12 protein-coding genes are annotated in these 13,792 nt (G+C 37.5%); 4 read left to right on the forward strand and 8 right to left on the reverse strand.

The window, feature by feature from the left end:
• Positions 1 to 6 precede the first annotated feature (6 nt).
• A complete protein-coding gene (ahpF, locus tag BAQ48_RS07040) occupies positions 7 to 1,533 on the forward strand; it encodes an alkyl hydroperoxide reductase subunit F (RefSeq protein ID WP_071710526.1) in 1,527 nt (508 codons plus the stop codon).
• 40 nt (positions 1,534 to 1,573) lie between these two features.
• On the opposite strand, the gene BAQ48_RS07045 is transcribed toward ahpF, so the two are convergent.
• The 3 genes from BAQ48_RS07045 to BAQ48_RS07055 all read right to left on the reverse strand — a co-directional run bounded on the left by BAQ48_RS07045 (position 1,574) and on the right by BAQ48_RS07055 (position 4,199).
• Positions 1,574 to 2,320, reverse strand: coding sequence for a hypothetical protein (locus BAQ48_RS07045; protein WP_071710527.1), 747 nt, complete (start codon positions 2,318 to 2,320; stop codon positions 1,574 to 1,576).
• A 3-nt stretch (positions 2,321 to 2,323) separates the two neighbouring features.
• The gene (locus BAQ48_RS07050) at positions 2,324 to 2,932 is read right to left on the reverse strand and encodes an SAM-dependent methyltransferase (protein WP_071710528.1); all 609 of its coding nucleotides are present in this window, start codon (positions 2,930 to 2,932) and stop codon (positions 2,324 to 2,326) included.
• A 151-nt stretch (positions 2,933 to 3,083) separates the two neighbouring features.
• On the reverse strand, positions 3,084 to 4,199 hold the full coding sequence (locus BAQ48_RS07055; protein WP_071710529.1) for a M20 peptidase aminoacylase family protein: 1,116 nt from the start codon (positions 4,197 to 4,199) through the stop codon (positions 3,084 to 3,086).
• Positions 4,200 to 4,476: 277 nt separating this feature from the next.
• On the opposite strand from BAQ48_RS07055, the gene nhaC reads away from it, so the two are divergent.
• Positions 4,477 to 5,898 carry a Na+/H+ antiporter NhaC gene (gene nhaC, locus BAQ48_RS07060; RefSeq protein WP_000711537.1) on the forward strand — a complete coding sequence of 474 codons (1,422 nt, stop codon included), beginning with the start codon at positions 4,477 to 4,479 and terminating at the stop codon, positions 5,896 to 5,898.
• Here the strand turns inward: nhaC and BAQ48_RS07065 are convergent.
• Positions 5,887 to 7,158, reverse strand: coding sequence for a transcriptional regulator (locus BAQ48_RS07065; protein ID WP_071710530.1), 1,272 nt, complete (start codon positions 7,156 to 7,158; stop codon positions 5,887 to 5,889). The two genes, nhaC and BAQ48_RS07065, sit on opposite strands and share 12 nt — an antisense overlap.
• Positions 7,159 to 7,251: 93 nt before the next feature.
• On the opposite strand from BAQ48_RS07065, the gene BAQ48_RS07070 reads away from it, so the two are divergent.
• Together BAQ48_RS07070 and BAQ48_RS07075 are read left to right on the forward strand one after the other, a co-directional pair.
• Positions 7,252 to 8,361, forward strand: a complete 1,110-nt coding sequence (locus BAQ48_RS07070) for a mandelate racemase/muconate lactonizing enzyme family protein (protein WP_071710531.1) — start codon at positions 7,252 to 7,254, stop codon at positions 8,359 to 8,361.
• A gap of 14 nt (positions 8,362 to 8,375) precedes the next feature.
• Positions 8,376 to 9,071, forward strand: a complete 696-nt coding sequence (locus tag BAQ48_RS07075; protein ID WP_071710532.1) for an N-acetyltransferase — start codon at positions 8,376 to 8,378, stop codon at positions 9,069 to 9,071.
• A 62-nt stretch (positions 9,072 to 9,133) separates the two neighbouring features.
• Here the strand turns inward: BAQ48_RS07075 and BAQ48_RS07080 are convergent, their stop codons facing one another.
• From BAQ48_RS07080 to BAQ48_RS07095, 4 genes are all read right to left on the reverse strand, one after another.
• Positions 9,134 to 9,841 (reverse strand): M48 family metallopeptidase, encoded by a 708-nt coding sequence (locus BAQ48_RS07080; RefSeq protein WP_071710533.1) that lies wholly within the window; start codon positions 9,839 to 9,841, stop codon positions 9,134 to 9,136.
• A 94-nt stretch (positions 9,842 to 9,935) separates the two neighbouring features.
• The gene (locus tag BAQ48_RS07085; RefSeq protein ID WP_071710534.1) at positions 9,936 to 10,454 is read right to left on the reverse strand and encodes a YehS family protein; all 519 of its coding nucleotides are present in this window, start codon (positions 10,452 to 10,454) and stop codon (positions 9,936 to 9,938) included.
• Positions 10,455 to 10,508: 54 nt separating this feature from the next.
• Positions 10,509 to 12,527, reverse strand: a complete 2,019-nt coding sequence (locus tag BAQ48_RS07090; protein WP_071710535.1) for a GAF domain-containing sensor histidine kinase — start codon at positions 12,525 to 12,527, stop codon at positions 10,509 to 10,511.
• Positions 12,528 to 12,708: 181 nt separating this feature from the next.
• Entirely contained in the window at positions 12,709 to 13,698 is a 990-nt protein-coding gene (locus tag BAQ48_RS07095) for a tRNA dihydrouridine synthase (RefSeq protein ID WP_000566679.1), read from the reverse strand.
• Positions 13,699 to 13,792 lie beyond the last annotated feature (94 nt).

Consider the following 13,792-nt stretch of genomic DNA (forward strand, 5'->3'; position numbering starts at 1 on the left):
ATCAAAATGATACTAGATGCAGATATAAAAACACAACTATCCCAATACCTTCAGTTAATGGAGAACGATATTTTACTTAAAGTAAGCGCAGGAGACGACAACGTATCTAAAGATATGTTAGCTCTAGTAGACGAATTAGCTACTATGTCATCTAAGATTACAGTAGAAAAAGTTGAATTAGAGAGAACACCAAGCTTTAGCGTAAACCGCCCTGGTGAAGACACTGGTGTCGTATTCGCTGGTATTCCATTAGGACACGAATTTACTTCATTAGTGTTAGCTTTACTACAAGTAAGTGGACGCGCTCCAAAAGTTGAACAAAAATTAATCGATCAAATTAAAAACATTCAAGGCGAATATCATTTTGAGTCTTATATCAGCCTAAGTTGTCATAACTGTCCTGATGTTGTACAAGCTCTTAACGTAATGAGCGTTCTTAACTCTGGTATTACACATACTATGATTGATGGCGCTGCATTCAAAGAGGAAGTAGAAAGCAAAGACATCATGGCAGTACCAACTGTTTATCTAAACGGCGAATCTTTCGGAAGCGGTCGTATGACACTTGAAGAAATTTTAGCTAAAATGGGTAACGGTCCAGATGCATCAGAGCTTTCTGATAAAGATCCATACGATGTTCTTGTTGTTGGTGGCGGCCCTGCTGGTGCTAGTGCAGCAATTTATGCAGCACGTAAAGGCATCCGCACTGGTATCGTTGCTGAGCGCTTCGGTGGTCAAGTAATGGATACTATGGGCATTGAGAACTTCATCAGCGTAAAACGCACTGAAGGTCCTAAGCTAGTAGCAAGTCTTGAAGAGCACGTAAAAGAATACGACATCGATGTAATGAATCTACAACGTGCGAAACGTTTAGAGAAAAAAGAACTTATTGAAGTGGAACTTGAAAACGGCGCTATTCTGAAAAGTAAGAGCGTAATCGTTTCAACAGGTGCTCGCTGGCGTAACGTTGGCGTACCAGGTGAAGCTGAGTTCAAAAATAAAGGTGTAGCATACTGCCCACACTGTGACGGTCCATTATTCACTGGAAAAGACGTAGCAGTTATCGGTGGCGGTAACTCTGGTATCGAAGCAGCTATCGACTTAGCGGGTATCGTTAAGCACGTAACTGTTCTTGAGTTCATGCCAGAATTAAAAGCTGATGCTGTATTACAAGAGCGTCTTAACAGCTTACCAAACGTAACTGTTCTGAAAAACGTTCAAACGAAAGAAATTACTGGTACTGACAAAGTAAACGGTATTTCTTACATCGATCGTGAAACTGAAGAAGTTCATCACGTTGAATTACAAGGTGTATTCGTACAAATCGGTCTTGTGCCAAACACAGACTGGTTAGGCGAAACTGTTGAACGCGCTCGCGGTGAAATCGTAACAGACAAGCATGGCGCTACAAACGTACCAGGAGTGTTTGCTGCAGGTGACTGTACAAATAATCCGTACAAACAAATCATCATCTCTATGGGTTCAGGTGCAAACGCAGCTTTAGGTGCATTTGATTACTTAATCCGTAACTAATAAAAAAGACGCGCTACCAATAGGTTGCGCGTTTTTTTTATTACATTGTATGCAAATGGTCGTCAAATTCCTTCCAGCATATTAAATCATACGGTGGTTCTATATCTAATACTACATTTACATCTTCTGCTACTAATTGTATTCTTTTTTCTGGGTTATCTCTTTTTCCTGAAGGATAAATAGCAAGCTTAATTATTTCCTGCTCTCCATCTTCATAAATCCTTTTCTTTAAATCTAATTGGTCAATTTGTTCTTTTGAAGGAATCTCTTTCCCTTCCCAATCACATATTTCAAATAGAGGATATCGATCCCCATACCACTGTTGAATAATCTCGATGACTTTCAGAATAATATACTTCCCCGATACTAATTTGTAACTAACAGCATCACCTGCTTTTAAAGAAGTATTTGCTATAAATCTCTTCGGTATTTTTTTAGCTTGTGGCTGCGGAGAGTGTAACTGTTCCCTAAGTTTATTTAAGACTACTTCACGTTTTCTCTGCAATTTAGGTTCAGCCTTCCACCGTGCTAAATCTTCACCACCCTCTATTATTTGCAATGCCTCCTGTTTAACATTCTCTTGAAGCCTTCCTAACTTCCATTGTATGTAAGCAAATGCTAACCAAAAAACCAGTATTTCTTCATCATCTAGTTCAGTCTGATATTCCTCAATTACAATCCTACTTGCTTCTTCATTTGAATATTCATTTCCTAACAAATCCTTATAAATCAACTGAATATCTTTAGCGATATCATCTGATAATATCGCTACTCCCCAAGCCCCCATACACTAGCACTCCAATCTATAAACTAAAAACCGCTCATTCCCATTCTTCTCATAAGCACCTGGCAACCTTACTTCCTTCTTCAATTCAAACGCAGTCTGATTCTCCAAGAAGAAAATATAATCTTCAGAAGGGTAGTATAAAATAATATCCACTTCTCTCCCCGTTTCTTCTACCGAAAGCAAAATGTTATTTACTACGTTCATAAACACTTGTACTGAAAACGGATTAAAGAAATAAAATCGGTTATCACGTGGATCAATTTCATATTCCTGTGCTAAACAGCATTCAAACCCAATTTTATCTTTACTGTTTCGTGCCTTTCGCGCATACCGATCACGATTAACCATCGCTTCGTTATAAAACTCTTCATTCATTTCAATTCCAACGGCTGAAGCACCACACTTATGGTGCATGTAAAAGTTTAATCTTCCTTTCCCGCATCCAAAGTCTACAATTCGGTCGCTACTTCTTATTTCATATTGATTCAATAACTCATCTAATCCGCTATATGGCGTCGGTTCATATCGGTGATAGTGCATAGACTTGTTAAATCCTTTTTGCTCACCGACTGTTTTTATATTTAAAACTGCATCATAATATTGTTCGTTCATTGATTTTCTCCTATTAAGAAATGGTACTTATTATTATACACCATGAACTAGAGAGCAATTTTTTATCGACTTAATTGATACGTGAAATTATATAGGTGATTTTTTCAATATATCGACGTTTCGACAATTCACAACAAAAAACAGGAGCTCTCTAGCCCCTGTCCTCTAACACTTTCAATACCGTTTGTTTCAATATTTCTACCCCATCCATAATACAACTATGATCAAACTTCATATACGGATGGTGTAATCCAGGTTGTAAGTTTGCCCCTAGTCCAAGCATAACTGCTTTTAAATGCGGTCTCTTCACTGTGTAGTAATGGAAATCATCGCTTCCTGTCGTATAGAGTGGTCCTGTACATCTCTCTTCCCCATACACTTCGATAATACCTTTGCGCATATAACGCTCTGCTTCTTCTGATACTTCTGCTCCTGGGGCAAGATCAATCCATTCGTATGAAGTTTTTGATCCCATCGATGCAGCAGATTCTATTACACACTCTATCTTTTTCTTTAATTCTTGTAATAGCACATTACTCTCTGCTCTGACATCTAAGCTGAAATGACCGTTACCTGGAATAATATTTAGATTATCACCACCAGCTTGGCACCTCGTCATTTTCACTGAATATGAACTTTGCGGTGGTAACCATATATTTTTCAAACCGATATTAATCATAGAAATGACATCAATGGCATTCACACCTTGGTGGGGTCTTGCACCATGTGCGTCTTCCCCATGAATTGTTCCCTCTAAAAATCCGGCTGCTCCGTGACGAATAGATGGGGCAGCTTGTTTCAAAGGTAGTTCTTCAATCGGCCTTAAATGAACACCAAATAAGAAATCAGCATCATCCACAGCGCCTTTCTCTACCATCTTTAAAGAGCCATTTCCTTTTTCCTCTGCCGGCTGAAAAATAAATCGAACCGTACCGCTTTTCCATCTCATATTCTTTAATTGTAAAATAAGCCCCATTACAATTGTCATATGAGCATCGTGACCACACGAATGATTCGCCTTAAATTCTCCATTCACTTCTTGCCAAAGTGCATCCATATCAGCACGAATTGCGATAACCGGATTCCCAGTACCAATCTCAGCGATTACACCTGGGCAATCATCAAATATTTTATATGAAATTCCTTCTTCTTTTAAAAAGTTAGTAATATATGCTGTCGTTTCATACTCTTTCCAACTCACTTCAGGGTTTTCATGTAAATGCTGAAAAATTTCCGTTAAACGCTCTTGTAGTTCTAATGTTTTCAAAGCTACATTCTCCTTCCCAAATTCCAAAGCAATCAGGTTAATTATACTTATGAAAAACAGATGTTTTTATGAACATATTGAATTTTAAGAAAAAAGTCAATTGTTTATTTTCAGTTACTATTAATAACTCATTTCCACTCAATTTATGCAGAAAGAACATTCGTTATTTTCTGTTTTTTTATTGACGCTCACATCAATTTTTAGTTATTATAATTTAATAACGTCTATTTTGCGACAATTCTAAAAATACAAAACATACATAATGAGGAGGCAGTTTATGAAAAAAGAAATACCTTTTGGAGTAGCAATAATCCCTATTATCATTACAGTTGCAGTTATGATGGTTACAATTGTTGTATTAAAACAAAGCCCTCACGTCCCACTTATTATCGGCACAACCGTTGCTTCTATCGTCGCTTGGCGCTATGGCTACAAATGGAACGATCTTGAAGAAGCAATGTATAAAGGAATTCGTCTTGCATTACCCGCTATCGTTATCATTATTCTTGTAGGTTTAACGATTGGTGCTTGGATTGGCGGTGGAATTGTCGCAACAATGATTTATTACGGTTTAAAACTTTTAACTCCATCACTATTTTTAGTTTCAATTACCGTGATTTGTTCTATCGTTGCGTTAGCAATCGGTAGCTCCTGGTCTACAATGGGAACAATCGGCGTTGCTGGAATGGGTATTGGCCTAAGTATGGGAATCCCAGCTCCAATGGTTGCTGGTGCCATTATTTCAGGCTCTTATTTCGGCGATAAAATGTCACCGCTTTCAGACACAACAAACTTAGCCGCAGGATTAACAAATACAGATTTATTCGCGCATATCCGTCATATGTTATTTACTACAATCCCAGGTTTAATTATTACTCTTATCGTCTATGCGTTCTTAGGAAGAAGCTTCGGCGAGAACAATATTGATGCAAAAAGCATCGATCAAACGTTACAAGTCTTGCAACAAAACTTTGTTATCTCACCTTTCCTATTAATCATACCCGTAGTCGTTATGGTATTGGTCGCTAAAAAAGTGCCAGCTATACCAGCTATTCTCGTAGGTATTATTTTAGGATTTCTATCACAAGTCTTTATTCAAGGCGGTTCTGTCTCAGCCTCTGTCGGTGCACTCCAAGCTGGATTTGTCATAGACACTGGAAACAAGCTAGTAGACGAACTATTTAACCGCGGTGGCTTAGATTCGATGATGAATACAGTTTCTATGACAATTGTCGCTATGACTTTCGGCGGAGTATTAGAACATACCGGGATTCTTCGCTCAATTGTAAATCAAATTTTAAAATTAGCGACATCAGCAAAGGGACTTATCGCCTCTACTATCGCATCTTGCTTTGCAACGAACCTTACTTGCTCTGAACAATATATTTCGATTGTTGTTCCTTCAAGAATGTACGCAAATGCATACACTGAAAAAGGACTACATTCTAAAAATTTATCCAGAGCATTAGAAGATGGCGGAACATTAACTTCTGTTTTCGTTCCTTGGAATACGTGCGGTGTATTTATACTCGCAACACTTGGAGTAGGCGCATTCGAATATGCTCCTTATGCTATATTGAATTTCATCGTACCTATTATCTCCATTATTTACGGCATAACCGGTCTTACAATTACGAAACTATCAGACATTGAAAAAGCAGAACTAATAAAGAAACAAAAAGCTCAACTAGAAGCTTAAAAATAGCGGTAAATTCAGTTCATATATTGCGCGAGGACGCCCTTGTTGATAGGGCATTTCCTCGCCGCAAATATGGGCATACCCATAATCAACTAATTTCTTTAGCAACCTTTCTGTTGATCGCCGCGTCACTTGTAAGTACTCAGAAAGATCTGCTGCTGTAAATTTCAATGATGGGTGTGATTGACTAAACTGAATAATTTTTGACAAGTTTGCTGGACTAAGCTTCGTTTCCTTCGCTATTTTCATTAATTCTGGGTTAGCATTTTTCAAACTTTGTACTCTCTGTTCTTTCGGAAATGGACCAAATAGTTCCTTCTCACTAGTTAGTATATAAAAACAATGATCTATTGGATTATTCTTCGCGAAATCTTGAGCGATTTTAGCATTTTGCTCCGCTTCTTTCACAGTTTTCCCGTAACCAAACCCAATAGCTATCCTACCTTCTATACTCATAAATATGTTATCTATCATATTTGTTTTTATACTCGATTCAATATCACCACGAGTCGTATACAAAATAAATGTCATTTCATCAACTTGTTTAAATGAACCACGTAATTCTTTTGAAACTACATTTAATTGTTCAAGCGAGCTTTCTTGTATCTCCATAAAGGATATAATACAAGCACCAACAGTTGCTGAATGGCTTTTTGCTAACTCGGCTTTTATTTTTGCATCTTTTAACCCATGTATAATGGATTGCGTCGGATCTATCATACGCTCTGAAGGGATACCTATTTTTTGAAGCTCATCATAAACAGCGTGAATACTAGTTAAAGCTAGATCCGAATCTCCTGATTGATACTTAGCTACATGGAAATCGATGACTCTATTTATTTCGTCTTTACTCCACAACATATTTTCATAATCCATCACTTGTGGCTTTTCTTTCAAACCAATATCGTGGAATACATTTGTAATAAACGAACGATCTACTAAATCAATTGAAATTTTATGAGGTTGAATGCTTTGATGATATATTATAGAAAGGAGTGAAGATGCAACCGTTGTCTCGTCTTGTTGTAGGTACGTACTTGGAATTCGTAATTGTTCTCTTATTTCTTTTGCCATATAATAAGGTAGGGCACCCGAGAAAAAGATAACATCACAAGGTTTTAAACGCTTTAATATTTCAGAAGATTCAGCCGGATGAAGGTAAATATATGGATCAATCTCTATTTCTTCTAATTTATGAGCAATAGGTAAAAGATTCTCCATAAACTCCTTTGAACCGACAACTGCAATTTTTATTATCATTTTCTCTAACTCCTTATCATTAATTAACGACTATTTAACGTCAACTATATCAAATGTACAAAACTATTGTAAACAGGAAGGGGTCTTTATTCAATGAAAATTACAGCTATTCATCTTTACGCAATTCGTTTACCACTTCGCGATCCGTTTGTTATTAGTTATGGTTCTTATTCTGATATGCCTTCTATTATCGTCAAAATGGAAACTGATGAAGGCATTATCGGTTACGGTGAAGGCGTCGCTGATGATCACGTTACAGGTGAATCATGGGAAAGTACTTTCCATACTTTAAAACATACGCTAGCTCCTGCTCTTATCGGACAAAATCCAATGAATATCGAAAAAATACACGATATGATGGACAATACAATTTACGGTGTTCCAACAGCGAAAGCTGCAATTGATATTGCTTGTTTTGATATAATGGGCAAAAAATTAAATCAACCTGTATATCAATTAATTGGCGGGCGCTACCATGATGAGTTCCCCGTTACTCACGTCTTAAGCATCGCTGCTCCAGAAAATATGGCTGAAGAAGCTGCTTCTATGATTCAAAAAGGTTACCAATCTTTCAAAATGAAAGTCGGTACAAATGTAAAAGAAGATGTAAAACGAATTGAAGCGGTGCGTGAACGTGTAGGAAATGACATCGCGATTCGCGTTGATGTAAACCAAGGTTGGAAAAATAGCGCCAACACATTAACGGCACTTCGTTCATTAGGACATTTAAACATTGACTGGATTGAGCAACCTGTTATCGCCGACGATATTGACGCAATGGCTCATATTCGTTCTAAAACAGACCTTCCACTTATGGTTGATGAAGGGTTAAAAGGTTCTCGTGAAATGCGCCAAATCATTAAATTAGACGCAGCTGATAAAGTGAATATAAAACTAATGAAATGCGGCGGCATATATCCTGCCGTAAAACTTGCTCATCAAGCTGAAATGGCCGGCATTGAATGCCAAGTGGGATCAATGGTCGAATCATCCGTTGCCTCTTCCGCAGGATTCCATGTCGCTTTCTCAAAGAAAATCATTACGAGCGTTGAGCTAACAGGGCCATTAAAATTTACGAAAGACATTGGTAACTTACATTACGACGTGCCATTCATTCGTTTAAACGAAAAGCCAGGACTAGGTATTGAAATAAATGAAGATACCCTGCAAGAACTAACCGTCTTTCAAGACGTTGTACGCTAAAGGAGGACTCATACATGACAGTTCTATATGAAGGTGCATTAAAACAAAATAACGAGTCATTTCACGTTACATTACTATCAAGTAAGCATATCGAACAAATTTTATCACTACAAAACGTTGTAGTTGAAGCACTAGAAGATAAAGGTCGTTTACAACCACTCTCACAAGAAGAATTTCAATACATTCTAGAAGGAAACGGCATGATGATCGGTGCCTTTATCGAAAACGAACTCATCGCATTCCGTGCCCTACTCGTCCCTCCTATCGATGATGAGCATTTAGGACTTGATATCGGCCTATCAGAAAGCGAACTACACCGCGTCATCTATCAAGAAATCTCAAACGTTCATCCAAACTGCCGCGGAAATGGTATGCAAAAAATATTAGCGACAGTCATCATGGATGAACTACAAAAAGAAGATGGCAAATACGATTACGTTTGCTGCACCGTAGCTCCTTTTAACATTCCGAGTTTGAAGGATAAGTTTGCGCAAGGGATGGAGGTTGCTGCACTGAAAGAGAAGTATAGTGGTAGTATGCGGTATGTTTTTGTGAAGGAATTGCGTAATGATATAGAAAGAAATTGGTCCGATGTTAAGAGTATTCCGATGAGTGATGCTAGTGGACAGCAGGCGTTGCTTTCAGAGGGGTATCGTGGGTATAAGATGGAGAAAACAGACGATACTTTCATTGTGAAGTTCGGACGATAATCTATGTACAAAGAGAACCCTAATTTATTAGGGTTCTACTTTATTTCATCCTAAAATAATAATTACACCGTCATCTTCCAACTCGATAACGCTAACCAGTTCTCCATTTCCTTATAATCAGGCATTATCTTCCCGACAAGACGCCAAAAAGAACGATCATGATTTAAATGAACCATATGGCACATCTCATGAACAACTACATAATCAATTACTCGCTGTGGTGCCATCGCTAACTTCCAATTGAATGTTAACTGTAAATTTGAATCACAAGTACCCCACGTACGACTACTGTCTGTAATACGAATAGAACGCGGTTTTGTTTTGAAGTTACTTTGATGTGCTTTAATGCTCTTCTCTACTAATGCCTTGCACTGCTTATAGTAAAATCGTTTTAAAGCCTGCTGGATTTTCTCATCCTTAAGCTCTTTCACATAAATATGTAACTTCTCTCCTTCAAACACTGCATTGTCTTGCGTAATACTTGCATCCTGAGAAATTTGTATCGGATACGTATTTCCTAAATACAAAAAGCCCTCTCCTTGATCATAATCCTTTTCCTGTGGTCCAAGCGCTCGCTCTTGCATTTCCTTACGTGTTTTCTGAATCCAATCCCATTTCTCCTCTAGCAACTGGACTAAGTATTCAACAGGTGTTCCCTTCGGAGCTTGAACTTCCACATTGCCGTATGAATCTACAAAAAGACGCACCGACTTTTTCTTCTTATAAGTTATATGAAAATTAATTGTCTCACCTAAATATGTATGTACCATTTCATCACCTAACGTATTATTTTACAAATAAAAAAGAGTAGGATACAAACGTCCTACTCTACCTATTATATCATTTACTGCTTTAACGAACTCATTACCCTCTATACTTTACACCTAATCCCTTAATGAAATTCCTTGCGTATCTATCGCCGCACTCTTTGTAATTTTTATGACCTTTTTTTCTTAATAGAGCGCCTAACTCTCCTTTTGTTACTGTAACGCCTACGCTATCTAATATATCAAGTACATCTTCACTTGTTAAAGATAGTGCGATTTTCATTTTCTTTAGAAGAAGGTTATTAGCACTTTCTTTGCTTTGTACAGGTGCAGGTTGTCCTGGTTTTGGATCTTGCTTTCCTCTTTTTAAAGTAATAAATCCGTTTAAAAATGACTCTAACATCATCATATCGCATGTTAGTACATACTCATCTTCGATTACATCGTCATTTTCAGATTCATGCTGAGGCGCTCTCTTTATTTTTGTAAGCATATCAACTACGTCTTCTTTCGTTACTTCCATTCCGCCAAGTTTAAAGATTTCCACCATATCGATATCTTTTATATCTAAAGCGTACCTTACTCTTTTTAATATATCGTTATTGCTCATTGCCATTGTTTTTCCTCCTGAAATGTTGATTATGTTTACTTAGGCTTTACTTAAATAAGGTTATTTTTCATTATTTTCATAATTAAATTTAACTAAAAAAGTAGTGCCTTCCGATCCTGTTTGAATTTCTATTTTTGCATTATGACGGGCAGCAATGGCATAACATATGCCTAACCCCAATCCAGTTCCATTATCTTTGGTCGTGTAAAATGGAGTACCCAGTTTTTCTAATACTTCAGGCTTAATACCTTTTCCTTGATCTCGCACTGCAAGCACCACGCAATTTTTGCCTTCCTTGTAGGTGCTAATGGCTAGTACTTTCCTTTCGCTCATCGCTTCTAAGCCATTACGGTATAAGTTTATTAATAATTGCCGTATCTCATTCCGATTTAAAAGTAATTCCGGAATGTCATTTGTATCGACTTGAATATATTTATTTTGATTATACGTATCAACCTTTATTAAAGGGATAATGTCGTGAATAATTGCATTTAAATCTAACATCTGCAAATCTGATTTCCTTGTATTACCCATTGATAGAAATTCAGTAATAATAGAATTGGCACGGTCAAGTTCTTCAATCATTAATTTAAAGTACTGATTATGTTTCTCATAAGTGTTCTCTTCTTTTAATAACTGCAAAAACCCCCGTACTGCTGTCATTGGATTTCTAATCTCATGACTGATACCTGCTGCCATTTGCCCTATTAACTCTATGTTGGATAACCTTTTCAATTCCTGCTCATATTGCTTTTTTTCCGTTATATTTTTAAAAATACAACAAATACCATCATCATACGGGTAGGCAATCACTTCGTGCCAATATTCATCAGAGGTAGAAAGAACTTCGAAGTGCACTGTAGTTCGCTCTGACATTGCACGATGAAATTCCTTATACATAACTGTGTCGACGCTACTCCGGAAAATCTCCCATACATTCTTGCCTAATACATCTTTTGCTGTTTTTCTTTGCGGAAAATATTGATGCTTATTTACGTACGTAAATTCCCATTTATTATTCAAAGTAAAGAGTCCATCCGTAATACTTTCAATCACACTTGTAACTTTCTCATTAGCATTTGCTAGTTCTCTCGTTCGTTCTGCCACCATGCTTTCAAGTTGATCCATATATAACAAGTTTGAAAACGTAGGAGCTGTGGCATCAACGATAGATTTTGCCAGTTGAATTTGTGAATTATCGTAATTGTGAGCTTTTCCCTCTTCGCCAACGACGATCGCCCCTAATACTTCTCCCATTGAAACTAATGGAATCATCAGTAAACCCTTGCTATCTATATTTTTTGTTTGAATAACCTCTTGGATTTTGGCTTCATAGCTTTTCTCCATCCAATCTGCTTCTGTCCAATCACAGTCCGAGCTTAACTTCGTTGTCTTAATCGTTGTTTTGTCTAGCGGGTCTAAAAGGTGGGCAGCCATTTTTTTGCTCTCTAAAACCTGTCCTAAGTAAAAAAAACATTTGTCAAAACTTTCCTGTATCGAGGAACACATTGATAAATCACGGGTAACATTTAGTAACAGCTGTTTCTCGGCAATAAGGTTTTCTTTTTGTGTTAAATTATTTGCGTTTTGAATTGCGACCGCAGCCATATTTACATAAGCTTCAACACTTTGAATTTCTGAATCTGTTAAGTTCATTGGAGTTCCATAATCAAATAGAAAAACCAGACCAAATAACTCTTGCTCAAATGAAATAGGCAGAGCTAATAAGGACTTAATTTTGAACGCATCAACCGGTCTCGGATCCGGCCGATGGTCCTTTGAGGTGTCAGGGATATAGATGGTTTTTTTTGTTTCAATAACTTCTTTTGCTAGTAAGTCTATTTCAGGATCAATGACCTGAGTATCAAGCGTTACGCCATTTATAGTCTCTGGTTTTCCTGCAAACCCTCTAAACGTTCCATCTTCCTGTGGTAAATAAATTCCAACAGCGTTGCACTTAACAATCTCCTCTGATATCGCTACTGTTACACGCTGCAATACTTCACGTAGTTCTAATTTTGTATTTATTATTTTCGTTATATTCGCGAGCCTAGAATATCTCGTCTGATCACTTAACATTTACATAGCCTCCAATTATAGGCACAATAAAATAAACATGATAATATCAGTGAAAATCAAGACCAACCTGTCATTTCAGATTTTCTCCTGTATTCTTTTCTTCCCCTTGTTTTACACAGAATACCTCGCTTACCTATGATACGGTTCAACTTAATAAAGCATCCCCTCTAACTTTCAAAAGTTATACCGTTTCACTATCGCCAGCCTTATCAACACTAGCCTCAAACTTATCCAGCAATACACGCACTTCATCTGTTGATTTCGTGCTCATCAATTGATTTCTTAGTTCAGCAGCTCCAGGGAATCCTTTTACATAAATTTTGAAAAAGCGATGAAGCCCTGTGATTGAACGTGGTAGTACTTCTGCATATTGATCTTGAAGATCAAGCTGTAGTCTTAAAAGGTCTAGATGTTCTTTACTGCTATGCTCTCTTGGCTCTTTTTCAAACGCAAATGGATTCTTGAAAATGCCTCGTCCGATCATTACGCCATCAATGCCGTATTTTTCAGCAAGTTCCAGCCCAGTTTTGCGGTCAGGGATGTCTCCGTTGATTGTTATTAACGTATTTGGTGCAATACGGTCACGTAATTTTTTGATTTCCGGAATTAGTTCCCAATGCGCATCTACTTGGCTCATTTCTTCTCTTGTACGTAAATGAATAGAAAGGTTTGCAATATCTTGTTTGAAAATATGCGTTAACCAATCTTCCCACTCACTTAACTCTTTAAAGCCAAGTCGCGTTTTTACGCTGACAGGTAGTCCGCCCGCTTTCGCTGCTTGAATAAGTTCTGCTGCAACGTCTGGACGTAGAATAAGGCCACTCCCTTTTCCTCTCGACGCTACATTCGGTACTGGACAGCCCATATTAATATCGATTCCTTTAAATCCGAGCTCTGCCATGCCAATACTCATTTGACGGAAATATTCAGGATTGTCTCCCCAAATATGCGCCACCATCGGCTGTTCATCTTCTGTAAAAATCAAACGGCCACGCACACTTTTCATACCTTCTGGATGACAATAGCTATCCGAGTTTGTAAACTCTGTGAAGAATACATCTGGTCGACCTGCTTCACTTACTACGTGACGGAACACAACGTCTGTCACATCTTCCATTGGTGCAAGTACGAAAAATGGTCGCGGTAAATCACGCCAAAAATTATCTATCATTTTAAATTCAAATCCTCTCACTATGAATGCAATTTCAAACTCTCAATTTTAAAATATATGGCCAAATAACAACTGGACATTTATTATTTGTAAA

Source organism: Bacillus luti, from assembly GCF_001884105.1.
Lineage (GTDB): Bacteria > Bacillota > Bacilli > Bacillales > Bacillaceae_G > Bacillus_A > Bacillus_A luti.